Source organism: Mesorhizobium sp. EU05-FHT14A09 (assembly GCF_058790995.1).
This window is the reverse complement of record NZ_JBYTDF010000011.1, coordinates 112,170-134,343: the sequence shown is the minus strand read 5'-3', so window position 1 is coordinate 134,343 and position 22,174 is coordinate 112,170. Positions and strand designations below refer to the sequence as shown.

The following is a 22,174-nucleotide window of genomic DNA, read 5'->3' as shown; positions in this document are numbered from 1 at the left end:
CGCTAGGCCCTCTCTTGGTTCATGAGGATCTGCAGTTTGACGTCGCTGGGCAGGCCGCGCGCCGCGCGTTCGAAGGCCTCGATGCTCTGTCCGAAATCGAACGTGCCGGTGATCAGCGGTTTCAGGTCGACCTTGCCGGAGGCAATGAGCTGCAGGGCCCGTTCGAAGATGTTCGCGTAGCGGAACACGGTCTCGATCCGCACTTCCTTCGAAATCGCCGCCGGCACGTTCACCGCCACGGGATCGACGGGAAGCCCGACCAGAACCACCGTGCCGCCCGGCCGGACCGGCTGGAAGAGGTCGGCAAAAGCCTTGGGACTGCCGCTTGCCTCGAAGACGATGTCGACGCCCCAGCCATCCGTTCCGGCCGAGACCGCGTCGGCGAGCGTCTGTTGGTTCAGGTCGACGGGAACGATGCCGGCGTAGCGTCCGGCGATCTCCAGTTTCGGTGCGCTGAAGTCGCTGATGAAGACCTTGCTGCAACCGCCGGCCAGGGCCGCGAGCGCCACCATGATGCCGATCGGCCCGCAGCCGACCACCGCCGCGGTGTCGCCCGGAACGATGTGCGCCCGCGATGCCGCCTGCATGCCGATGGCGAATGGCTCGACCATGGCGCCTTCCGCGAAAGAGACCTGGTCGGGCAGCCTGTAGGTGAAGGCCGCCGGATGGACGACCTGCGGCCGCAACACGCCGTGGACGGGTGGGGTCGCCCAGAAAGTCACATCAGGGTCGACGTTGTAGATGCCGAGCTTGCTCGCCCGCGATGAAAGGTTGGGCACCCCGGGCTCCATGCAGACCCGGTCTCCGGTCTTCAGGCCGGTCACTTCGGCTCCAACCTCGACGATCACGCCGGCGGCCTCATGTCCGAGCACCATGGGCGCACGCACGACATGATCTCCGATCCTGCCATGGGTGTAGTAGTGAACGTCCGAGCCGCAGACGCCGACGGTGTGGATCGCGATCCGCACGTCCTGCGGTCCGACCGTCTCCGGCAGGTCGACCTCGCGAAGGGCCAGTTCGTTCATCTTTTCGAGGACCAGGGCTTTCATGACGCAACTCTCAGATCAGGATTTCTTGCGGAATGCGGAGTTCAGGAACCCGCTCAGCACGCCAAGGAACAGCAGCGGGGGCAGGGAGAGCAGCACGACGGACGCATTGAGGATGCCCCAGGGCACGTTCATGCCTTGCTGGGAAAGTTCCGAGGCGACGATCGGCAAGGTCTTGGCATTGCCGCTGGAAAGCATCAGCGCGATCAGGAACTCGTTCCAGACCAGCACGAAGCTGAAGGCGATCGCGCCGACCAGCGCACGGGAAGCGACGGGCAGGGACACGCGGAAAAACACCGCATAAGGCCCGTAGCCGTCGACGAAGGCTGCCTCTTCGATCTCGGGCGGAATGCGCTGGAATGCCGGGATCGCCAGCCACATCGTGACCGAAATGGTGAGCAGCGAATAGGTGATGGTCAGTGCAAGCAGCGTATCGTAGAGGCCGAGCTGCAGCCAGATGACCATGAGCGGGATCGCCACCGCGACCGGCGGCAGGAACCGCAGCGACAGCACGAAGAACTGGATGTCGGCTGACCACCGGTTGGGATAGCGCGCGACGGCATAGGCTGCCGGCAAGCCGAGCATGAGGCCGATGACGACCGCACTGCCGCAGGCGATGATCGAGTTCGTCAGCCCGGCCAGCACGCTGTTGCGTTCCAGGATGTAGGCGACATTGTCCAGGGTTGGCGTGAACAAGAGTTTCGGCACCCGGGTGATGATGTCGACATTGTTCTTGAGTGCATTGAGCCCGGTCCAGATCAGCGGAAACACGGCCAGGAACGCCGTGAACGCCAGCACCAGCCGCGCGATAAGACGTGCAGGGTTCATCGTTGCACCCGCTTCCACAGCACCGTGAAGGTGACGCTGGTGACGATCATCATGATCACCGCCATCGACGAGGCGTAGGAAACCTTGCCGGCCTCGATGAAGCCCTGGGAGAACGCGTACATATCCAATGTTTCGGTCGCCACGCCGGGACCGCCGCGCGTCATCACATAGATGAGGTCGAATGAGCGCAGCGACTCGATCATCTTGACGAACATCAGGCTGATCAGCGGCGCCTTGAGCATCGGCAGCGCGACATAGGCCTGGATCTGCCACGGCCGCGCATAGTCGAGGCGGGCTGCTTCCAGCGGTTGCGACGGCAAGGTCTCGAGCAGTTTGAGCACGATGACCGAGAAGAACAGCCCCCATTGCCAGACATCGACGGCGGCCACGGCAAACAGCGCAGTCGATGCATCCGAGAGCGGATCGAAGATGCGGCCCGTCAGCGCGCGATAGGGATAGGTCGCGATGCCGTAGAGCGGATGGAAGGCGAATTTCCAGACGAATGCCGCCGAGACCCTGGGCAGCAGCACGGGAACGATGAACAGGATGCACAGCAGGTTGCGGGTGCGCGCCGATGTGTTTTCGAACATCAGCACGCCAAGCCCGATGGCCACGACCATCGTGGCCACCACGGTGACGACTTCCCACTTGAGCGAGACCCACAGCGAATTCAGGAAGCGCGCGTCCGAGAACAGCGCGATGAAGTTGGCGAACCAGACAAAGCTGTGCGTCGTCGAGCTGAGCTCGCGGTTCTGCAGGGAAATCAGGATGGCGTAGACGGTCGGCACCATCGCCAGGATGAGCAATATCACCATGGTGGGTGCCAGGAACGCGGTTGGTAGCGATGATCGCTTCAGCATACTCGACCTCGGAATAGTCGGATCAGGTCGCGGTGCGGCCTCCGGCGGGGGAGGTTGCCAGGGCCGCACGGCCAGTGCGGGCGAGCTATTTCTTGATCAGCTCGTCCGCGTATGCCTTGAGTTCGTCGAGGCTGCCCTTGACGTCGGTGCGGGTGCCGTTGACCAGTTCCTCCAGCAGGATGCCCCAGCGATCGCCGAGATCCGGCCAGCGGCGGTCCTGCCAGAAGTTCACGGCAGTCACCTTTCCGGTCTCGGCCATCGCCTTGCCGAGATCGGCGCCATAGATGTCGGCGAATTCCTTGCTGGAGAGGATGCTGGTGCGGTTGAGTTCGCCGAACTGATGCTCGTCGAGCCGGCGTTTCTCGTTTTCCTTCGACGTTGCCCAAGCAATGAACAATCCGGCGCACCGCTTGGAAGCCTCGTCCGCATTGGCCTTGGTCGCGATGGCCAGCCCATGGCCATAACCGCCGCCGGGCAGGGGCGACGGCGGCGGCAGGAAACCGACCTTGCCGATCACCTGCGAGTATTTCGGATCGGTAGCCATGCCAGCCAGCGGGGTGGACTCGACCAGCAGTGCAACCTGGCCGGCCAGGAAGGCACCGGTGGACTCGTCCCAGCTGCCGGTCTGCGTGCCAGGAGGCGAATATTTGAACAGTTTGAGATAGGTGTCGGTGGCCTTGAGCGCCGCCTCGGAATCGAAGACCGGCTTGTCGCCGTCGAACCAGGCACCGCCATAGGCCTTGAAGTATGGCATCCAGCGCCAGACATTGGCGCCGGAGCCGCGTGCCCCGCGCAAGGCGATGCCGTAGACCCCCTTGTCGGGATCGTTGAGCTTCTCGACTGCGGCCACGAGCTCGTCGAGCGTCTTCGGGGGCTGTACGCCGGCTGCTTCGAGCAGGTCCTTGCGATAGACCATCAGGTCGCCGCCACCGGTGAGGGGCGCGAACCAGATCTTGTCGGCAACGGTCGCGACCTTCTGCCGGCCGGGATCGAAATCGGCATAGTCGTAGTCCGCCGGATAGTAGTCCGTAAGGGGCACGATCCAGCCGGATGACGAGAACAGCGCCACATTGGCTTCGTCGACATAATAGACATTGTAGTTGCCGACCGTGGATGCATCGGCGCGCGACTTTGCCCGGCGGTCGTTCTCGTTGAGATAGTCGATCTGGAACGTGGTGCCGCTCAGGTTCTTGAATTCGTCTTCGTATTTCTCGAGAAGAGTCAGTCCGTCGCGCGGTTGTGCCAGCACTTTGATGGGCTTTTCGCAGGATTTCTCCTGAGCGGCGACCACAGTCGAAGTCGCTGTCAGAAAAAGACAAGCATATGCGATGCTCGAAGCGAGCTTTTTCGAAGCCATATTTTCCTCCCAGGCAGATTGTATCTGGATGATGCCGCCCTCGATGGCATCTCCACTTTGCGCCCCCCCGATGCCGGATGTGACGCCGATGTGGATGCTAGCAGTTGCTGGCCTGCGCTCTAGCGCTCCTGCTGCGCGATTCCTGTACTCTCATGCAGGATTGGAACGTCTTTGCTGCGTTTTTGCGCTGCAGCATGGATCAAAAGCCCGTTCGCGCCCGGTTAGGCGTCGCGTTTCAAAAGGCGATGCGAAGCCATCTTGCGGTACTGCGAAGGCGTCATGTGATGCTGGCGCATGAACGTGCGATTGAAGTTCGAGATGTTCAGGTAGCCGACCTCGAAGCAGATCTCGGTGACAGGCATGTCGGATTGCGCCAACAGCTGGGTGGCTTTCCAGATGCGCAGCTTGTTGACGTGGTCGGTGAAAGTGTGGCCGCTGTTTCGCTTGAAGAAGCGGGAAAACGAGCTCTCGCTCATTCCGGCAAGCGCGGCCACGTCGGGCAGGCGGATTTCGCGGCCGATATTGGCAAGGATGTGGGAGAACACCCGCTGCAGCGTGTCGGCCGAGCCGTATTCCAGGTCGGGCGAGAAGGTCTGCGACGACAGGACGTGATATTCGTCTGATCGCTGCAGCACGTCGAGCAGGCCGAGGAATGCGGAAAGCTTGGCGACACCCGAGAGCGGTTCCATGTCATGGATCATCCTGGTGGCGCGCTCGCGGGTGCCCGAATGGAAGCTGAGGCCTCGCTCGGCTCGCTTCAGGAATTCCGCGCAGTTTCCCAGTTCCGGCAGCAGGGTGGCTGCGTCGCGCAGCTTGTCCGGGTGGAACTGAATGACGATATCGCGGCCTTCGATGAGCTCGCCGGGCTGCACCTGCGTGACCCAGTCATGCGGAAGATTGCTGCCGACGACGGTCAGCTCGCCCGGACCGAATTCGCCGATGTGGTCACCGACCAGCAGCAGGCCCGACGCGTTGGTGATGAGATGGATCTCGATCTCGGGATGAAAGTTCCAGACATTCCGTACCCAGGGATAGTCATCCTTGCGCCAGAGGAAGGTTTCGTCGGCGCTGGTGAGCACGTATTCGAATGAGGCCTGGCCGGCCAGTCGCATGCATCAGTTCCCGGTTTCGACGTTCGGCTGCTGCGTGTGGTTCCGCAACGCGTCTCCCTGACGACGACAAGGACTGTCGTCGTTTTGTGCCTGCCTTGTCCAGCCTGCACCGACGATTGCCATCGAGAGGACAACCAGGCGGGTGTCGTGCAAACTCAATCAGCGCTTGCCGTAAAAATATGAGTAATGTACTCATGAATCTCGACAATCTCATCCCTGGTGCCGAAGGATGGGGGCAGGTTTGAACTTCCGCCCGAAGATGCATGCCATGGTCCACGGCTTTGCCGTGGTCGACAATCTCAAATGGCGTGCCTGGGACGACGTCGTCGCCGACGTCTGGCGCGCCCAGTGCGCGCAGGACGCGCAGGGCGACTATGTCTCGCCCGACCCGCGCCTGTTCGTGATGCTCGACCTCAATCCCGGCGGGGTCTTCGTTCTTGACCATCCGGGCGCGCGGCCGGCTGGCCGCCATGACGCCGCCGAAACCATGAGTTATGTGCCGGCCGGCATGCCGATCAGCGGACGCGGCGAAAGGCTGCGGCGGATCAAGCATCTCGACCTGCATTTTTCGGAAGCCGCGGTGACACGGCGCTTTGGCCGGACCGTCGACCAGGCGCGGCTGTCAATGCCACGCTTCCAGTTTCGCGATCCGCGCATGGCGCCGCTGGCCAAAGCGATTGCCGACGAATGCACGAACCCTGTTGCCATGCACGGCCTGTTCGGCGCCGGGTTGGTCAACGCGCTGCTGGCGCTGCTTTTCGACATCCACGAGGACGGGCAGCGCAAATCCGGCCTGTCGCGCGGACAGCTGCGCCTGGTGACCGAATTCATCGAAGCCAATTGTTTCAGGCCGATCCGGCTCGGCGAGCTGGCCGCGCTGGTCGATCTGTCGGAGACGCATCTCAGCCATGCGTTCAAGGCCTCGACCGGGTTGCCGCCGCATCGCTGGCAGATGCGGGCGCGGATCCGCAAGGTGCAGGAGAGGCTGCGCCGTGAGACCGCGACCCTGAGCGAGGTCGCGCTCGCTGCCGGCTTCTCCGACCAGGCCCATTTCACGCGCGTGTTCAAGGCCGTTGTGGGGCTGACGCCGGCCGAGTGGCGCCGCAATGCCGCGGATTGATCATCGCCGATCGGCCCGCCGGTGTTTTCCGTCAAGAACCGACAATTCACAGCAAGAAGGTCCAAGCCACTGCCAAATAAGATGAGTTAATAGCTCAACTTATTGAACGGCCTTTCGAATGGGAAAGGCGTGGTGGCTCGGGGATGTCGCATGGCACGTGTTCCGCTCAGATTGCTTGGTACTTCCGGTGTGGCGATTTTGGCCTCGCTGGGGCCGGTCCATGCCCAGCAGGCCACCGTGCTGGACAAGATCGTCATCGAGGGGCAGGCCGGCAAACAGGCAGGTGATCGCTCGGCCGCCGTCGGCAAGGTCAAGGGTGTCGTTGCCAAGGCGACCACGACAGGGTCCAAGACGGCCACCGACATCAAGGACATTCCGCAGTCGGTGTCGGTCATCGGCCGCGAGGAGATCGACGAACAGGGCGCGCAGAAGGCCGACGAGGCGCTGCGCTACACCGCCGGCGTGTTCGCGCAGCCCTTCGGGCCCGACAGCGATACCAACTGGATGTTCATACGCGGTTTCCAGGCCACGGCGACCGGAACCTACATGGACGGCCTGCAGCTGTTCAGCCATGCCTTCGGCGGCTTCTATGTCGATCCGTTCAGCCTGGAACGCATCGAGGTGCTGAAGGGCCCGGCCTCAGTGCTTTACGGCGGCTCGAACCCCGGCGGCGTCATCAACTATGTCAGCAAGCGTCCCGATTTCGAGACACTGCGCTATGTCGAAACCGGCATCAACGACGCCGGCAACGCCTATCTCGGTGTCGACCTCGGCGGCATCTCGAACAACAAGGTGCTGAGTTACCGCGTGCTCGGCAAGGTCGCCGGCGGCAACACCTATTCCGATCTCCAGGACGGCTGGCGCGGCTTCATCTCACCGAGCATTACCTGGAAGCCGGACGAGCAGACCAGCCTGACCATCCTGGCCAACTACAGCCATATCGACGAGAACCACAATGGCGGTTCCTTCCTGCCCTACCAGGGCACCGTCGTCGACCGCATCGTCGGCGGCACCAACTACGGCCGCATCCCGCGCGACGCCAACTACACCGAGCCGGATGTCGACACCTACCAGCGCCGGCAGGGTTCGCTCGGCTACGAATTCGAGCATACGTTCGACAGCGACTGGACCGTCCGCTCCAATGCCCGCTTCGGCGCCGCCAATGTCAGGGAGATCAGCATCTATCCGAATGGCTGGGCCGGCCCGACAACGCTCGATCGCATCAATTTCGGCCATGACAGCGATGTGACGACGTTCCTGCTCGACAACCAGGTCGAGGGCAAGTTCGACACCGGCGGCATCGAACACCGACTGCTGGCCGGCATCGACTACAAATATTACAACATCGACCAGGTGCAATCGTCGGCGCTGTTCGGCACGACGCCGCCCATCGACGCCTTCAATCCCGTCTACGGTGCGGCGCTGACGCCACGGGTCAGCTATCTCAACCAGGATCTCAGCCAGCAGCAGCTCGGCCTGTACGCGCAGGACCAGCTGCGCTTCGGCGGCGGCTGGATCGCCACTTTGAACGGCCGCTACGACCGCGGCTGGCTGAGCGTGCACGACCGGCCGAACTTCTACGCGCCGACGCTGAATGCCACCCAGAAACGCAGCGACGGTTCTTTCTCGGGGCGTGCCGGTCTCGCCTATGAATTCGACAACGGCCTGACCCCCTATGCCAGTGTCGCCACCTTCTTCAATCCGCTCATCGGCACCAACGCGTCCGGCAAGCTGTTCGAACCGGAGGATGGCATCCAGTACGAAGCCGGCATCAAATATGCGCCGAGCTTCGTCGATGGCCTGTTCACGCTTTCGGTGTTCGATCTGACCCGGCGCAACGTGCAGTCCAACCTGACGCCCTTCACCTATGTCCAGACGGGCGAGGTGCGCTCGCGCGGCGTCGAGCTGGAAGGCAAGGTCAACGTCACCGAGGATCTCAAGGTCACCGCCGCGCTGACCGCCTACAACATCGAGGTCACCAAGGACGAAGACAAGACCATCATCGGCAAGCGGCCCTTCATCGTGCCGGAGGTGATGGCCTCGGCGAAAGCCGACTACACCTTCCGCGGCGACTGGTATGACGGCATTTCCGTCGGCGGCGGCCTGCGTTATGTCGGCTCGTCCTGGGCCGACAACCAGAACACGCTGAAGGTTCCGGCGGCGACCCTCGTCGATCTGAAGCTCGGTTATGAGAAGGACAATTGGGGTATAGACCTCAATGTGACCAATGTGTTCGACAAGGCCTATGTGTCGAGCTGCCAGGGCGCCCTGGTCTGCAGCTATGGCGAGGGCCGCGCCTTCAAGCTGAAGGCCCATACCAGCTGGTAGCTGCCGGCTGTCTCGAAGGAACGACCGTGATGGATGCAGCAAAGAACCCCGACCTGCATCTTTACGATGTCGAAGCCGCGTCCTTCGCCGCTGGCGGCCGCACCATCCTGCCGCCGCTGACCATGGCGCTGCAGCCGGGGCGTTTCTACGGCCTGGTCGGGCCGAATGGTTCGGGCAAGAGCACGCTTTTGAAGCTGCTGGCGCGCCAGCAGGATCCTGCGGCCGGCTCGATCCGCTTCTCGGGCAGGCCACTCGACAGCTACGGCACGCGCGATTTTGCCCGCTGCGTCGCCTACATGCCGCAATTTACGCCGCCCGCCGAAGGCATGAATGTGCGTGAACTTGCCGGCCTCGGCCGCTTTCCCTGGCATGGCGCGCTCGGCCGTTTCAGCGCCGAAGACGAGGACAAGGTCACCCGCGCCCTGGCGCAGACCGCGCTCACGCCGCTGGCAGACCGCATGGTCGACAGCCTGTCCGGCGGCGAGCGTCAGCGCGCCTGGCTCGCCATGATGCTGGCGCAGGACACACGCTGCCTGTTGCTTGACGAGCCGACCTCGGCGCTCGATCTCGCGCACCAGGTCGAGATCCTGGCGCTGGTGCGCACGCTCAGCCGCGAGCAGGGGCTGACCATCGTCGCGGTGCTGCACGACATCAACATGGCCGCGTCCTTCTGCGACGAACTGATCGCGCTGCGCCAGGGCGGCATCGTCGCACGCGGCGCGCCCGAGCTGATCCTCGAGCCGACGGTGCTGGACAGCATCTACGGCCTGGCCATGGGCATAACCAGGCATCCGCAGACCGGCGCGCCGATCAGCTATGTGCTGTAAGCGCGACGGCCACCCGGTACGGGCAGGCTGGCCTGGTCTCGACCGGCGAGCCTTCCTGGCGCTGGCCGCCTCGGCCTTGCTGGCGCGGCCGGCGCCGGCCGCGCCGCTGCGCATCGCCACCATCGACTGGGGGCTGCTCGAGACGGCGCTGGCGATCGGCGCCGCGCCGGCTGCCGCGACGGAGCTGAGACAGTTCGCCCGCATCGCGGTGGAGCCGGCCGTGCCGCCGAGCGTCGTCGACCTTGGCCTGAGGGGGGCGCCGAACTACGAACTGCTGCGCATCGTGGCTCCCGACCTGATCCTGATCTCCGGCTTCTACGAGTATCAGCGCTCGTCGCTGGAGCGCATCGCCCCGGTGCTGGCGCTGCCCATCTATGAGGCCGGCAGGCCGCCTTTCCCGCTGGCGCAGGCGTCGATGCTGGCGCTCGGCGAGCGTGTGGGACGCAAGGATGGCGCCGCCAGCTATGTCGCCGAGACGGCCGCTGAACTCGACGAGCGGCGGCTGGCGCTGCGTTCCTTCGCGTCACGCCCTGCCTTCCTGATCAGCCTCGGCGATGCCCGCCACTTCCGTGCCTTCGGAGCGGATTCCATGCCGGGCGACGTGCTGGCGCGGCTCGGCATCGCCAATGCCTGGCGGGACGACACCAGCTACAGCGCTGCGGCCCCCGTCGGCATCGAGGCGCTGGCCCGTGTGCCCGAGGCCTCGATCATCGTGCTTGCGCCACTGCCGGCGGAGGTGAGCCGCGGCCTGCCCGACAACGCGCTGTGGAACGCCTTGCCGGCCGTGCGCGAGGGCCGTGTGGCAGTGCTCGAACCGGTCAACCATTTCGGCGGCCTGCCATCGGCGCGCCGCTTCGCACGCCTGCTGGCCGATGCCGTTGCGCGGGGGGCGGACCGTGGCTAGACGCGTCCCGTTGCCGATCCTGCTGTGGTGCGCGCTCGGATTTTTAGCCTGCGCGCTCTTCGGCCATAAGGTCGCGGCGCAGTGGTCCGGGCTGCACTCAGGGCAGACCGCCGATCTCGACCGCGTCATCCTGTTCTACGGCCTGCTGCCGCGCGCCGCCGTCGCCTTGCTCGCCGGTGCGGCGCTCGGGCTTTCGGGTCTGCTGCTGCAGCGCATATTGCGCAATCCGCTGGCCGAGCCCTCGACGCTCGGCATCTCCGCCGGCGCGCAACTGGCGCTGGCTCTGGCAACGCTCTACGCGCCCGCCTTGGTCGTGCATTCATCCGCGGCGGTGGCTTTCGCCGGTGGCATTGTCGCCGTCGCGCTGATCCTTGCCCTGACCTGGCGGCGTGGGTTGGAGCCCGTCTCCGTGGTGCTGGCCGGCATGATGGTGGCGCTGACCGCCAATGCCGCCGGCGCGGCCTTGATCCTGGCCAATGGCGACTATCTGTTTTCCCTGTTCATCTGGGGTGGCGGTTCCCTGGTGCAGCAGGGCTGGGATCCCGCCATCGCCATTGTCTGGCGGCTCGTCGTCGGATTTGGCGCCGCCATCCTGCTGATGCGGCCGCTTGCCATACTTGGCCTCGACGACGTCGCCGCGCGCGGCCTTGGCCTGTCGCTGAACGTCAGCCGGTTCCTGCTGATCGCTCTGGCGGTCTGGCTGGCCACCACAGTGGTGTCGGAAGTTGGCATCATCGGCTTTGTCGGCCTCGCCGCGCCGGTGCTGGCGACGCTTTCCGGCGCGCGTTCGCTGAGACAGAAGCTGGTTGCCGCTCCGCTCATCGGCGCGGTGCTGCTGTGGCTGACCGACGGCCTGGTGCAGCTTGCCGCCGGTGCCGGCGGCGAGCGGATACCGACGGGCGCCGCGACCGCCTTGCTGGGCGGGCCGCTGCTGTTGTGGCTGCTGCCGCGCCTGCGCCTGTTCGAATGGCCTTCGCTCGAGCGGGCGACGCAGACGGCACGCCGCGCCGCCCGCCCCTGGCTCGGCGTCGCCCTGCTTGGCATGGCAGGCATCATCGCGCTGGCCATCGCCCTGCTGCTCGGCCGGGGACCGGACGGATGGTCGCTTGCCGGTGGCGACATGCTGGCCGACCTGGTGGCATGGCGCCTGCCGCGTGTCATCGTCGCTGCGGCCTGTGGTGGCATGCTCGCGGCCGCCGGCGTGGTCATCCAGCGCGTGACCGCCAATCCGCTGGCGAGCCCGGAAGTGCTGGGCATTGGCGCCGGCGCCGGCGCAGGGCTGGCGGCCGTGCTGCTGTTTGCCGGCAGCGCCGGCCTAGGCTGGCAACTGGCCGGCTCGACCTTCGGCGCGCTGCTGGCACTGGTCGTCATCCTGATGATCGCGGCGCGTGGCAGTCTCGGCCCCGAGCGCCTGCTGTTTGCCGGCATCGCCATGAACGCGCTGTGCAGCGCGGTGCTTGCCGCCGTCATCGCGCTGGGCAATGCGCAATCCTACCGGCTGCTCGGCTGGCTCACCGGCTCCACGATCCAGGCGACCGGCCTGGAGGCATGGATCGCTGTGATCGGCCTTGTCATGATCACCACTCCGCTGCTGTTCGCCGCCCGCTGGCTGGCGATCCTGCCCTTCGGTCCGGGCACCGCGCTTGCGCTTGGGCTCCGGGTCCGACTGGCGCGCAACACGCTGATCGTCATCGCGGCATTGGCCAGCGCGGTCGCCGCGCAATTCATCGGTCCGCTCAGTTTTGTCGGGCTGATCGCGCCGCATCTGGCGCGGATGCTCGGCCTCGACCGCCCCCGGCCGCAACTGGCCGGCGCAATTATCCTCGGCGCGCTGCTGATGGTGCTGTCGGATTGGCTGTCACGGATGCTGTTCTTTCCCTACCAGCTTCCCGTCGGCCTGTTCGCCTCGCTGCTGGGTGGCGTCTATCTGACCGTCCTGCTGGGCAGGGGCGTCCAGCGCACGGGTTGAACCAACCCCGTGCCGCGCCCCCGGTGTCGGGTGCCGCGGTTTTCGGTGGCAGTTGCGCTGCCACCATCAGTTACAGATTGTGTTCGACCTCAGCCAAGCGCCACTGCCCTGAATTCAGGGAGCACCAACGTCTTGGCGAGCGCATCGCGATACCGGCCGGTTGCCGCGATGCGCCGCCGCCGGCTATTTCCAAGAATGGTGTGCAGGATAGTTGCACATGTGATCCTTGCCCTGATGATCGGCGGTTGGCACCGTGCAGGTGCCATCGCAATTCGGGCATGGGGCTTCGCAGTAAATGGCGCCCGCATATCTCTTCTGCGTGGATTTCCGCCAGCCGAGCTGCGGCATTTGCAGTCCGCCAGTCGTCGGTTGTGGTCCAGTTTCCATGGTGTCGTCCTCCCGTTGCCTTGTCGTCTCAATTGCGTTTTTGAGCCTATTTGTTCCAGCGCTTTGCGGACTGTACCCTCTGGGCATCCAGGCCCTTCATGCGCGCAGCACTGACTTTGCCGAGACCGGTGTTGATGGTCTGTTGTAGCGCCAGCGCGTCCTTCGCCTTTTCCAGGTCTTCTTCCCGTTTCTTCCGGTAGTATTCCTGGGCGGGATCGATGTGCGGCTGGCTCTCGACGGCCTTGTGCGGCGCCTGGCCATGCTGCTGGCCTGGGGCCGGTTGGGCGGCTGGAGCCGGCGCCACCCGGGAACCGGCTTCGACCGTCTCGATGCGGCGGGCAAGTTCGGCAGTCATGCGAAAAAGCAGATGCTGGGTCTCGTTGCGCGCCTGTTCGAGCAGGAAGCCGACCTTGGACTGGCAAGCCTCCAACTGGTTTATCCAGTGCCGGATATCCTGATGGATGCGTGGAAGTTCTTCCAGGTTCACCGAGCCATCAGCCCGATTCATCCGCCGGCTGATATCCCGCATATCCCTGAAGAAGCCGTCCGCCAGCCTCTGCAGCACATCTTGCAGGTCTTCGGTACCCGACATCGCTCTCCCCGCCCTATGTGGAACCGCATGGATCGTTTGCTGCTGGAGCATTTTGTAGCCAAGTGGGATCACTTGGCGTTGCAAAATGCGGCGAAAACAAAAGCTTAGAGCGTTTCCGCGTTCCGTGAAAAATGGAAACGCTCTAAGCCTTGTTCAGAAGGAGCCTGGGGCAGCTGGTCAACTGGTTGATCTGCTCCCGGGTCAGTGGCGCGGTGTCGAGTGGGATAACGCCGCTGCCATTCTTGGTGGTCGAGAAGATTTCGATACGGCGGCGCTTGTCGGCAGGGCGCTGGAAGGTGCGGATGCTCTGCAGGCCGACGCCTCCGTCAATCAGCGTAAGCGCAAGTTTTTTCAGCGCCTCGATTGGAACATCAGGGGCGCAGCCCAGAGTGTTGGTGCTGAATTTTTCCGGCAGTTCCGCACCGGTGGCGGAATAGGGGATGTTGCGCTTGTTGAGGGCGTCTTCCACTTTTGAACCATCGGCAAGCTTCCGATAGTAGATGATGTCGAGGCCGGTAAACAGGTTCGCGCGCGGATCTTCCGGCAGCCCCTGGCCGCGGACAAGCGACTTGAAGGGACCAACCTCCGCGACGGGTTCAACCACCGGGGCCACGGCCACGTCGAAGAGCCTTCCTTCCGGGGAGAGCGGGAACAGCATGTCGCCAAGTCTGTAGTCGAATCTCGGGTCCGTGCCGTATTGCGGCGTTTGGGCTCCTATCTGGGTCACCTGAGCCTTCAGCCATGCTCCCAGCTCGTTTGCGGTTACCACTCCGTCCTTGAACGTGTCGGCTTGCCCCTTGAGCCCTTCGATGAACGCCTTGTAGAAATCCGTCGCATCGGGGACCTGCTCGTTTTCGCTGCCGGATGTGATGAATTGATGGACCTTCCGGTCGGCATCTCTGACAAAAAGCTGCGACGGCCGCAGGTTGCTGCGGACCAGAAAGATCGATCCGGAGAAACAGCTGTCGAAGACGAGAAGCACGTGCTTGGCGTCCGTCGAATCCGTCATCGCCCGGACTTCACTCATGCTCACGGCGCGGGAAAGGAAATCGTCACTCTGTTCATCCAGCGGGATATCGCGTGGCAATATGAAACCGTTGCGTTGATTGTCCGTCCAGCCGTGGCCTGCAAAGAACACGATCAGTCGGGTATCGCGGCCGACGTTGCGCATCAGGAACTTCTTCAGTTCCCTGACCAACTGGTCGCTTGTCGGATCTCGTACGACCTTTGTCGTGAAACCCATCTCCGTCAGGGCTGCGGAAACGTCCCGAACCTCGTCGCGGACCACGTTCAGGTCTTTCCATTCCACATAGTCGGAAACGCCGATGACCAGCGCTTCGCTTTTCTTGTAGATCTCATATTCCCCGTCACGGGTGTTGATGGCCTGGGCGCTGGCCTGCTGGCAGAGGGCCGCCAGCCCGACCGCACAGAGAAGACACCACCATCCAACCGTCTTCAGACCAGGGAATGTCATGGATTTCCCGCGAGCAGCTTTTTGTAGGAGTTCACGAGGCTGGAATAGGGCGGCACATAGACAACCCGCACCGAATTGCCGACGCGAACGCTGTCCTTGACGTCGAAGTGCAGGTGCGTCGTCGTCGATGTGGAGCCGAAATAATTCGAGACCTTTCCGACCCTGTCTCCCCGATGCACCCGCTGGTTGAGGCGTATGGCCAGGTCATCCATCTGCAGGTGGAGATAGCGATAGATGGTGCCCTGGGCCGTCTGCAGCGTCACCGAGTAGGTGCCGATGGATGTGATCACGCCATTGTCGGCCGCGACTGCCCAATGTGTGTTGCGCTGACAGGTCGAAGGCCTGATGTCGTTGCCCTGGTGGCCTTTGCCGGCGGCGCAGAGAGGCATCGACCAGGATCGTGACTCGCAATAGTTGTCGCGCCAGGGGTAGGAGTAATTCTTGGAATCGCACTGACTGCCACCCACGGCGCTGCCCCCTGGACGATAGACCTGGGAGTTGACGAATGCCGGCGCCCTCTCGATCGGGAAGCGCATGTTGGGCAGGAAGATCCGGGTGTCCGTAAAGCCCTGGCCGCTGTTCGGCTCCAGCTTGCCGGGATCGGAGAATTGGGAATCGGCAAGGCTCGGTGTGCTGAGCAGGCAAGCCAGGAGTGTCCCTTTGATCGCGCTGCGCGCCAATGTCATAGCTTGCTTCCCCCAGCCGTCACCAGAGTGTCGTAGATGGATTTGAGAAACTCGGCATTGGTGCAGCGTTGGTCGCTTTCCGCATCGCAGGTGAGCTGCAGCACATAGGAAGCGCCGAAACGCTCGAAGGAGAGTTCGGCACCGCCTTCCACGACGTCGAATTTCGGTTCACGGCCATCGCCGCCGGCCTGAAGCTGCGCGGCGAGAGGATCCCCCTCGGGCACGTTGAGCGCACCGACCGAGCCCATGATGGCGAGCTGGGCCGAGGTCAGCGGATAGAAGGAAGAATAGGCGGTTCCCTGCGTCGCGAAGGTCGGCTGTGCGCGGACCGGGCCTGTGCCGGGCACCAGAACCGGTAGCTGTGTCTGCTCAATGCCAGCCGGTGCAGCGGCGCGGAATCTTGTTACACCTTCCCCGTCACGCTCCTCGTCGGCGCGTTTGGCTTCCGCAGCGGCATCCCAGTTCGGCTTGATCTCGGTACGTTCGAGCGCCGGTCGATCCTGGGAAGAAGCCGGAAATGGAGAATAGATGGCCGTGGCCAATAGTAGGCCAACTATGCGATTTGAACGCATACTCCCCCCTTTTCCCTTCAATGAGGGAAACCCCTGTCTGCCCTTAAGTATTAAAGCGCAAAAAGCGTAAATAATGCAATAGGCTTGCTAAGGAAGATTCTTTATCTCGAAGTATTTACAAAAATGGAAGGTTTTATGTGCGTAAGAAAATGTTTTTTGTTTTGTTTTGTGTCGTCAATTTATGAGTAGATTCAGGCATTTGCATCATGATCCGAATATTGCTGAAGAGGTCTCGAAAAGAACTTTGCCTGGTAATTTCCTCAAGATGAATGCTAAGTGATATGTGTCTCGTGATCTGTGACTTATGTTATAGACAGATGGTATATTTTCGGCCGGGGGCGCCTTGCGATCCAGCATTCCAGGTCACGGATTACATGCGCGGCATCGTTGGCGATGCCAACTCCTGTGACTGTTCGGGATGTCGTGGTTTGCGAACGGGGCGCGCGTCATGCATTTGATGGTCGAAGCAATCGAATTTGGGGGAGCAATGCGGGGTCTGCTGTTGGTCGTGTTGGGGGCAATCGCGCTTTCGGGATGTGCACCGAGCGAAACGACGTTCAATGCGTTTGTCGCCGAGATACGGGCAAAGCCGTCCGTGCGAAAACTGTACCTGGACGAATGCATCAGGACGGCACGGCAACGGTCCTTCGAGAACCTCCAGGAATGGGCAACCTATCTAGGCATCGGTGTCGAGAAGGTGCCGCGGCGTATGTGCAGCCGGTATCTCGAAATGGCGGCGAGTGGCAAGATGACCTATGCCCAGTATGCCGAGGCGTTCAATCCCAATTCCAGAAATCTCGCGATGGCCGAGTATTTCAAAAAGAGAAAATAGCTGGGAATGAACCGAATGGCGAAATCAGCTTAGACCTTGGCTGTCGCGGATACGGGAAGCTGGACGACGACGCGCAGCCCACCGGAAGGGCGAGGTTCGAGCGTCAACGTGCCTCCGTGAGCTTCGGTGATGCTTTTGACGATCGCCAGCCCCATGCCGACGCCCGCGTGTCGCGTGTGGATACGCCCAGTCCCGCGCTGAAACGGCTCGACAAGTGTCGAAACGGATTGAGGGGAGAGGTCTTCGCCCGTATTTTCGACGGCAAGCATGACATGCCCCGGCTGAGAGGCGGTGGCGATCCAAACGCTACCCTGCTCAGGCAGATTGTGCACGATCGCGTTTTGCACGAGGTTCGTCGCCATCTGCAGAAGCAGCGTCTCCGAACCGATGACCGGCGCGGTGTCGCAGGACATTTCCAGTCGGATGCCATGCTTCTCAGCCAGAAACAGAAGCGCTTCGGTCGCTTCCTCCGCTATGAGGGACAGGTCCAGCTGTGCCTTGGTGAACGCATGACGGTCCGCGCGGCTAAGCACAAGCAGCGCCTCGGTGAGGTCGATCGCTCGGGCATTCACGTCTCGCAGGCGCTCGACAAGCTCACCGGCGTCGCGGTTCGGATCCCGGCGGGCGACATCAAGAAGGGTCTGCGTGATCGCCAAGGGGGTGCGCAGTTCATGGGAAGCATTGGCCGCGAACCTCTGTTGTTCTGCTACATGCGCTTCAATACGGGCAAGCATGGCATCGAACGCATCGGCGAGTTCGCGGAACTCGTCCTGACGGCCCCGGAGTCCTATCCGATGCGACAGTGATCCTTCGGCCACGAGGCGCGTAACGTTTGTAATCCGCGTCAAGGGCGCCATCATGCGCCCGGCGAGAAACCAGCCTCCGAGCAGGCCGAACATCAGCAGGAAGACCATGACGGCGACGGCCGCCGGACCGAATATGATCGGACCGAAATTGGTTGGGTCGAACACGCGCAGAAGATTCGAAGGAGCGGGGATGAATATGCTGGCGGACGTGCCCCGCAGCAGGAAAATCCACACCACGGCGAGCAGCAGACCGCCGCCCACCATGAGGAACGCGGCGTAGCTCAGAGCGAGTTTCAGTCGCACGCTCAAGCCCGGCGTTCTCTCCATGGCGTCGTCTCCAGGCTAGCTGTTGCGTTGCGTATCGATGCGGTAGCCGACGCCGAGAACCGTATCGATCAACCACGGCTGGCCGAGGCGCTTGCGCAACGCAGAAACGGTGATGCGCACGGCGTTGGTGAATGGGTCGGCGTTTTCATCCCAGGCCCGCTCCAGCAGTTCTTCGGCGCTGACGACACCGCCTTCGGCGGCGACAAGAACCTCGAGCACCGCGAACTGTTTGCGTGTCAGTGCGACATAGCGACCATCGCGATAGACTTCCCGTCTAAATGGGTCCACGCGAAGACCTGCGATCTCCAGCACTGGGGGCTTGTTGCGCAGGTGCCGGCGGTCAAGCGCGCGCAGCCTGAGAACGAGTTCCCGAAATTCGAACGGCTTTGTGAGGTAGTCGTCGGCGCCGATTTCGAAGCCCGAGGCCTTGTCATCGAGGCGGGCTGCGGCGGTCAGCATGAGGATCGGGATACCGCTGGCAGAAGCCACGATGCTTCTGGCAACCTCATCACCCGAAGGACCGGGGATGTCTCGATCTATAATGGCGATGTCGTAGACATTGATGTCGAGCAGTTCCAGCGCCGTGTCGCCGTCGCCGGCGATGTCGGCAGCGATTGCTTCCAGCCGCAGACCATCGCGGATGGCTCCGGCCAGGTAAGGTTCGTCTTCCACGATCAAAACGCGCATGAGACCTCGATACCAGAGAGCGTTTCGTTTTCACGGAACTGCGGAAACGCTCCAACCATTTGTTCTCAGACAATTCCAGACGCCGAACCGCAGCGCTTTTCTGGAATTGCCATAGGGCTTGGGACGTATCGTCCGCATATCGAAAACCCCATACGTCACCACAACACACGGCGCCGTAGCCTGAAATCTCCATCAACCCTGTTTGGAGACAACACGATGCTGAGTGCCTATACAAACCCTTGCGGCGCAAAGCTGCTTTTGAGCTTGGCCATGACCGCGGCACTGTCGATCTGGGGAAATCCCGCAGATGCCAAAGATGGGGAGAAAGCCGCAGCCTACGCACAATGCATGCGCAAGAACGGCTTTCCCGATTTTCCCGATCCGGACGCGGAAGGACGCATCCTTCTCCGTCCAAGGCTCGACGACCGCTCGGCGCCTGCCTTCCGCCAGGCCCACGCAGCCTGCAACGACGTGGCGCCGGAGGGGTGGGCGTCGGAACGTCCGGATCCGCAGCGGAGAGCGAAGCTGCTCGGCTTCGCGCAGTGTGTGCGCGACGAGGGCGTTGCCAATTTTCCGGATCCGGGCAGCGAAGGGCAGTTTGATTTTGCCACCGTCACCGACAGCCCGAAACTGAAGTCCGCGATGGAAAACTGCAGGAAAGCCAAGGGCGTGACCGTCGGTTTTGGCGGCTGACCGCCTCGGAAGCTTTACGCTGAGCACGATCGGTGTGCACTGTCACTAAGGCAGTGCACACCGGCAGCATTGCCTCAATATGGCGATGGACCTCAAAAAGCGAAAATAGCTTAGAGCCTTCGCCCAGGTTCCCGGACCTGGCGTGCAAAGCGACTTATGGAAGAGCCGAAATCGATGAAGTCCCTCGGGTCGTCAACGCTCAGTCCTTGCCATCATCCGCAATTCTTTTTTCCACCGCGCGCGCGACCAATTGCAGATCCCGCTTGCGGCCGGCGACCTGTTCGATGGCGGCGACGACGAGATCGCCCGCGACATAGTCCGGTTTATGGCCGAGATTGTGGACGATGACCAGTTGCGCCCAGCGTATGTCGCGGGCGAGGTGACGCGAATGGATTTCAGGGGAGACGATCCCGTCGGCATCGCCCGTTATGATCACCGTAGGTGCCTTGATCCCGGGGTAATTGCGGCTGGCGACCTTGGCCCAGTCGCTGAGCGCGGCGATCTCCTGCGCATTGTGACGGAACCGGCCCGGGCTTATCGCCTGCAAGGCGTGTGTTTTCCTGACATAGCCGTCGGGACGCGCATTGGGCGCGAATACGGCGTCCGCCGCGCCTTCGATGGCCGCGAAACCGAGCGGCGGTACCACCAGAGCGCTGAACAGATGACCGATGACCGGGACCCGGGCAACGTCGTAATACCAGTCGATGCCGGTTGACCAAGGATAGACGGCTGGCGAAAGAAAAACGAGGCCAACCACCTTTCCGGGGTGGCGAACGGCAAAAGCGGCGGCAATCGCCCCGCCGAACGAATGGCCGACGATGATCGCCCTGTCGATGCCGCGTTTTTCCATCAGCACCGAGATCGCATCGGCCTGGCCATCGGGCAGGATGTTGCGCGTGCCGCCCGTGTCGGAGTCGCCATGGCCCGGGCGGTCCACGAACAGCAGTGCGGCTCTTCCCTCCAGCCTGTTCCGAAATGCCAGCAACGGGTCATACAGACTGCTGCTGGCACCATGGATGAACACGATCGGGGGCAGGTCTGCCTTCGCGCCGGGCTGGAGCAGAACACTGTTCAGCTGGTAGCCGCCGACATCAATACGCAGCGCCTCTGCATCGCCGGCCACCCCACGATGCGCAAACATGGCCAGAGCGACAGCCAATCCCATCAGCAGCAGCAGCGGTTGCATGAAAGAGCGAAAAGCCATTCGTGAGATCCGGTGGGCGTCATGTGTGGGACCGAAGGCGACGCAGTGGGCATTTGGCGTCTATACGCTGGAAATGCTCAATCGGATCAAAGGCGCAAACTGGAGCGGGTAGCGGGAATCGAACCCGCGCGTTCAGCTTGGGAAGCTGACAGGCTACCATTACATCATACCCGCGCGCCGCCTCGTTAGCATGGCCTCAGGCTGTCCGGCAATGACAAAGCGGTAACTTGAAGCGGGCGTCGCGAGCGCGTATCTCAACGGAGGAATTTCGAAGGAGAAGAGCCTTTGTCCGCACTGACCCGTTTCCTCGGCGATTCGCCGCTCAAGGTGTTCTTGAAGCTGCTGGTGGTGTCGTTCCTGGTCGGTATCGTCATGACCGCGTTCGGCTGGTCGCCGTTCGACGTGCTCTATGGCATCCGCAATTTCTTCGTCGATCTGTGGAACCTCGGCTTCCGGGCGGTCGACCGTTTCGTCGGCTACATCCTGCTCGGCGCGGCCATCGTCATCCCGGCCTTCATCCTGCTCAGGCTGGCGAGCTACCGCAAGTAGGGCAAGTCCGGGAAACAGCGGTTTCCGTCTGGAATTGCGCTGGAACAGGAGGTCAGGCTGCCGCCGCGGCCTCCTCGAACAGGATGGCGTGGCGCGCCGCCAGCGTCGGCACATCCGTCGAATAGCCGCCGCCGATGACCCCGCACAGCGGTGTGCCGCGCGACCGGAAGGTTTCGATCACCAGCCTGTCGCGGGCGCGGATGCCGGCATCGCTCAGCGAAAGCCGGCCAAGCCGGTCCTCGGCATGCACGTCGACGCCGGCATTGTAGAAGACGAGATCCCATCGCCGCAGGCTGCACAGCCTTGGCAGCACATCGGCCAGACGTTCCAGATAGGCTTCATCCTCCATGCCGTCGGGCAGACCGATGTCGAGATCGGAGGCGATCTTGCGCACCGGATAGTTGCGCTCGCCATGCATGGAGAAGGTGAAGACGCGTTCCTCGTCGCGCAGGATGTCGGCGGTGCCGTCGCCCTGGTGCACGTCAAGATCGACCACCAGCACATCGCCGGCAAGGCCTTCCTCGATCAGCGCCAAGGCCGCGACGGCGACGTCGTTGAAGGTGCAGAAACCGGCGCCCTGCGCGCGCCTGGCATGGTGGCTGCCGCCGGCCGCATTGCAGGCGATGCCGTGCTCCAGCGCCAGTCGCGCCGCAAGCACCGTGCCGGCCGCCGCAAGCTGGGCGCGTAGCGACACACGCTGGCCGACCGGAAAGCCGATCTCGCGTTCGATCCTGGCCGGCACGGCGCAGTCGATGACCTGGTCGACATAGGCCGTGTCATGGGCAAGCTTCAACCATTGCGGCGCTGCCGGTTCCGGCTGGTGCGAGGCGGCCGTCAGCCCACGCGCGACCAGGGCCTGCATCAGCAGCGGATATTTGCTCATCGGGAAGCGATGGTTGACGGCGAAGCCGGCGTCATAGTCGGGATGATGGGCGATCTGCAGCAGCAAGCGATAGCACTCTGAAACGGTCGATTGGATATGGCGCCCGGCTGGGCGCTTTTGAAGACTCGGAG

Annotated in this window: 21 protein-coding genes and 1 tRNA gene; 8 read left to right on the top strand and 14 right to left on the bottom strand. The window is 62.9% G+C overall.

Annotated features, from left to right (window positions below; genetic code table 11):
• Positions 1 to 2: 2 nt before the first annotated feature.
• The 5 genes from AC3WTO_RS27110 to AC3WTO_RS27090 form a co-directional block, all read right to left on the bottom strand.
• Positions 3 to 1,049, bottom strand: a complete 1,047-nt coding sequence (locus AC3WTO_RS27110; protein WP_492463994.1) for an NAD(P)-dependent alcohol dehydrogenase — start codon at positions 1,047 to 1,049, stop codon at positions 3 to 5.
• Between the two features lie 15 nt (positions 1,050 to 1,064).
• The gene (locus AC3WTO_RS27105; protein WP_492463995.1) at positions 1,065 to 1,874 is read right to left on the bottom strand and encodes a carbohydrate ABC transporter permease; all 810 of its coding nucleotides are present in this window, start codon (positions 1,872 to 1,874) and stop codon (positions 1,065 to 1,067) included.
• Positions 1,871 to 2,734: a carbohydrate ABC transporter permease gene (locus AC3WTO_RS27100; RefSeq protein WP_492463996.1), complete on the bottom strand. Its 864-nt coding sequence runs from the start codon at positions 2,732 to 2,734 to the stop codon at positions 1,871 to 1,873. Before AC3WTO_RS27100 ends, AC3WTO_RS27105 begins: the two co-directional genes overlap by 4 nt.
• A gap of 85 nt (positions 2,735 to 2,819) precedes the next feature.
• Entirely contained in the window at positions 2,820 to 4,091 is a 1,272-nt protein-coding gene (locus AC3WTO_RS27095; RefSeq protein WP_492463997.1) for an ABC transporter substrate-binding protein, read from the bottom strand.
• A 221-nt stretch (positions 4,092 to 4,312) separates the two neighbouring features.
• Positions 4,313 to 5,203 (bottom strand): helix-turn-helix domain-containing protein, encoded by an 891-nt coding sequence (locus AC3WTO_RS27090; protein WP_492463998.1) that lies wholly within the window; start codon positions 5,201 to 5,203, stop codon positions 4,313 to 4,315.
• A 241-nt stretch (positions 5,204 to 5,444) separates the two neighbouring features.
• Here AC3WTO_RS27090 and AC3WTO_RS27085 point away from each other — a divergent pair, with 241 nt between their 5' ends.
• The 5 genes from AC3WTO_RS27085 to fhuB all read left to right on the top strand — a co-directional run bounded on the left by AC3WTO_RS27085 (position 5,445) and on the right by fhuB (position 12,351).
• On the top strand, positions 5,445 to 6,323 hold the full coding sequence (locus AC3WTO_RS27085; RefSeq protein ID WP_492558451.1) for a helix-turn-helix domain-containing protein: 879 nt from the start codon (positions 5,445 to 5,447) through the stop codon (positions 6,321 to 6,323).
• Positions 6,324 to 6,473: 150 nt separating this feature from the next.
• The gene (locus AC3WTO_RS27080; protein ID WP_492464000.1) at positions 6,474 to 8,651 is read left to right on the top strand and encodes a TonB-dependent siderophore receptor; all 2,178 of its coding nucleotides are present in this window, start codon (positions 6,474 to 6,476) and stop codon (positions 8,649 to 8,651) included.
• A 29-nt stretch (positions 8,652 to 8,680) separates the two neighbouring features.
• Positions 8,681 to 9,478: an ATP-binding cassette domain-containing protein gene (locus AC3WTO_RS27075; RefSeq protein WP_492464001.1), complete on the top strand. Its 798-nt coding sequence runs from the start codon at positions 8,681 to 8,683 to the stop codon at positions 9,476 to 9,478.
• Positions 9,468 to 10,382 carry an ABC transporter substrate-binding protein gene (locus AC3WTO_RS27070; RefSeq protein WP_492464002.1) on the top strand — a complete coding sequence of 305 codons (915 nt, stop codon included), beginning with the start codon at positions 9,468 to 9,470 and terminating at the stop codon, positions 10,380 to 10,382. The genes AC3WTO_RS27075 and AC3WTO_RS27070 overlap by 11 nt, the downstream gene beginning before the upstream one ends.
• A complete protein-coding gene (fhuB, locus tag AC3WTO_RS27065) occupies positions 10,375 to 12,351 on the top strand; it encodes a Fe(3+)-hydroxamate ABC transporter permease FhuB (RefSeq protein ID WP_492464003.1) in 1,977 nt (658 codons plus the stop codon). Before AC3WTO_RS27070 ends, fhuB begins: the two co-directional genes overlap by 8 nt.
• Positions 12,352 to 12,784: 433 nt before the next feature.
• Here the strand turns inward: fhuB and AC3WTO_RS27060 are convergent, their stop codons facing one another.
• From AC3WTO_RS27060 to AC3WTO_RS27045, 4 genes are all read right to left on the bottom strand, one after another.
• Positions 12,785 to 13,330, bottom strand: a complete 546-nt coding sequence (locus tag AC3WTO_RS27060; RefSeq protein ID WP_492464004.1) for a hypothetical protein — start codon at positions 13,328 to 13,330, stop codon at positions 12,785 to 12,787.
• A gap of 142 nt (positions 13,331 to 13,472) precedes the next feature.
• A complete protein-coding gene (locus AC3WTO_RS27055) occupies positions 13,473 to 14,804 on the bottom strand; it encodes a caspase family protein (protein WP_492464005.1) in 1,332 nt (443 codons plus the stop codon).
• Positions 14,801 to 15,490, bottom strand: a complete 690-nt coding sequence (locus AC3WTO_RS27050; protein ID WP_492464006.1) for a M23 family metallopeptidase — start codon at positions 15,488 to 15,490, stop codon at positions 14,801 to 14,803. The genes AC3WTO_RS27055 and AC3WTO_RS27050 overlap by 4 nt, the downstream gene beginning before the upstream one ends.
• Positions 15,487 to 16,062: a hypothetical protein gene (locus tag AC3WTO_RS27045; protein WP_492464007.1), complete on the bottom strand. Its 576-nt coding sequence runs from the start codon at positions 16,060 to 16,062 to the stop codon at positions 15,487 to 15,489. The genes AC3WTO_RS27050 and AC3WTO_RS27045 overlap by 4 nt, the downstream gene beginning before the upstream one ends.
• Before the next feature lie 448 nt (positions 16,063 to 16,510).
• Here AC3WTO_RS27045 and AC3WTO_RS27040 point away from each other — a divergent pair, with 448 nt between their 5' ends.
• Positions 16,511 to 16,894: a hypothetical protein gene (locus tag AC3WTO_RS27040; RefSeq protein ID WP_492558450.1), complete on the top strand. Its 384-nt coding sequence runs from the start codon at positions 16,511 to 16,513 to the stop codon at positions 16,892 to 16,894.
• A gap of 29 nt (positions 16,895 to 16,923) precedes the next feature.
• Here AC3WTO_RS27040 and AC3WTO_RS27035 read toward each other — a convergent pair whose 3' ends face one another.
• Together AC3WTO_RS27035 and AC3WTO_RS27030 are read right to left on the bottom strand one after the other, a co-directional pair.
• On the bottom strand, positions 16,924 to 18,027 hold the full coding sequence (locus tag AC3WTO_RS27035) for a sensor histidine kinase (protein WP_492558449.1): 1,104 nt from the start codon (positions 18,025 to 18,027) through the stop codon (positions 16,924 to 16,926).
• 15 nt (positions 18,028 to 18,042) lie between these two features.
• Positions 18,043 to 18,714 (bottom strand): response regulator transcription factor, encoded by a 672-nt coding sequence (locus AC3WTO_RS27030; protein ID WP_492464009.1) that lies wholly within the window; start codon positions 18,712 to 18,714, stop codon positions 18,043 to 18,045.
• Between the two features lie 264 nt (positions 18,715 to 18,978).
• Between AC3WTO_RS27030 and AC3WTO_RS27025 the strand changes: the two genes are divergently transcribed.
• Positions 18,979 to 19,407, top strand: coding sequence for a hypothetical protein (locus AC3WTO_RS27025; RefSeq protein WP_492558448.1), 429 nt, complete (start codon positions 18,979 to 18,981; stop codon positions 19,405 to 19,407).
• 199 nt (positions 19,408 to 19,606) lie between these two features.
• On the opposite strand, the gene AC3WTO_RS27020 is transcribed toward AC3WTO_RS27025, so the two are convergent.
• Both AC3WTO_RS27020 and AC3WTO_RS27015 read right to left on the bottom strand, forming a co-directional pair.
• On the bottom strand, positions 19,607 to 20,611 hold the full coding sequence (locus AC3WTO_RS27020) for an alpha/beta fold hydrolase (protein WP_492464011.1): 1,005 nt from the start codon (positions 20,609 to 20,611) through the stop codon (positions 19,607 to 19,609).
• 100 nt (positions 20,612 to 20,711) lie between these two features.
• Positions 20,712 to 20,785 (bottom strand) — tRNA-Gly (locus tag AC3WTO_RS27015).
• 111 nt (positions 20,786 to 20,896) lie between these two features.
• Between AC3WTO_RS27015 and AC3WTO_RS27010 the strand changes: the two genes are divergently transcribed.
• Positions 20,897 to 21,160 (top strand): DUF6460 domain-containing protein, encoded by a 264-nt coding sequence (locus tag AC3WTO_RS27010; protein ID WP_492464012.1) that lies wholly within the window; start codon positions 20,897 to 20,899, stop codon positions 21,158 to 21,160.
• A gap of 52 nt (positions 21,161 to 21,212) precedes the next feature.
• Here the strand turns inward: AC3WTO_RS27010 and AC3WTO_RS27005 are convergent, their stop codons facing one another.
• Positions 21,213 to 22,109 (bottom strand): histone deacetylase family protein, encoded by an 897-nt coding sequence (locus tag AC3WTO_RS27005; protein WP_492464013.1) that lies wholly within the window; start codon positions 22,107 to 22,109, stop codon positions 21,213 to 21,215.
• Positions 22,110 to 22,174: the final 65 nt, after the last annotated feature.

Excerpts from the sequence above, each read along its gene's own strand:
- AC3WTO_RS27040 (WP_492558450.1), top strand. The coding sequence starts at position 16,511 with ATGCATTTGATGGTCGAAGCAATCGAATTTGGGGGAGCAATGCGGGGT.
- AC3WTO_RS27110 (WP_492463994.1), bottom strand. The coding sequence starts at position 1,049 with ATGAAAGCCCTGGTCCTCGAAAAGATGAACGAACTGGCCCTTCGCGAG.
- AC3WTO_RS27050 (WP_492464006.1), bottom strand. The coding sequence starts at position 15,490 with ATGACATTGGCGCGCAGCGCGATCAAAGGGACACTCCTGGCTTGCCTG.
- AC3WTO_RS27075 (WP_492464001.1), top strand. The coding sequence starts at position 8,681 with ATGGATGCAGCAAAGAACCCCGACCTGCATCTTTACGATGTCGAAGCC.
- AC3WTO_RS27105 (WP_492463995.1), bottom strand. The coding sequence starts at position 1,874 with ATGAACCCTGCACGTCTTATCGCGCGGCTGGTGCTGGCGTTCACGGCG.
- AC3WTO_RS27045 (WP_492464007.1), bottom strand. The coding sequence starts at position 16,062 with ATGCGTTCAAATCGCATAGTTGGCCTACTATTGGCCACGGCCATCTAT.
- AC3WTO_RS27060 (WP_492464004.1), bottom strand. The coding sequence starts at position 13,330 with ATGTCGGGTACCGAAGACCTGCAAGATGTGCTGCAGAGGCTGGCGGAC.
- AC3WTO_RS27100 (WP_492463996.1), bottom strand. The coding sequence starts at position 2,734 with ATGCTGAAGCGATCATCGCTACCAACCGCGTTCCTGGCACCCACCATG.
- AC3WTO_RS27035 (WP_492558449.1), bottom strand. The coding sequence starts at position 18,027 with ATGGAGAGAACGCCGGGCTTGAGCGTGCGACTGAAACTCGCTCTGAGC.
- AC3WTO_RS27020 (WP_492464011.1), bottom strand. The coding sequence starts at position 20,611 with ATGGCTTTTCGCTCTTTCATGCAACCGCTGCTGCTGCTGATGGGATTG.
- AC3WTO_RS27090 (WP_492463998.1), bottom strand. The coding sequence starts at position 5,203 with ATGCGACTGGCCGGCCAGGCCTCATTCGAATACGTGCTCACCAGCGCC.
- AC3WTO_RS27080 (WP_492464000.1), top strand. The coding sequence starts at position 6,474 with ATGGCACGTGTTCCGCTCAGATTGCTTGGTACTTCCGGTGTGGCGATT.
- AC3WTO_RS27095 (WP_492463997.1), bottom strand. The coding sequence starts at position 4,091 with ATGGCTTCGAAAAAGCTCGCTTCGAGCATCGCATATGCTTGTCTTTTT.
- AC3WTO_RS27070 (WP_492464002.1), top strand. The coding sequence starts at position 9,468 with ATGTGCTGTAAGCGCGACGGCCACCCGGTACGGGCAGGCTGGCCTGGT.
- AC3WTO_RS27055 (WP_492464005.1), bottom strand. The coding sequence starts at position 14,804 with ATGACATTCCCTGGTCTGAAGACGGTTGGATGGTGGTGTCTTCTCTGT.
- AC3WTO_RS27030 (WP_492464009.1), bottom strand. The coding sequence starts at position 18,714 with ATGCGCGTTTTGATCGTGGAAGACGAACCTTACCTGGCCGGAGCCATC.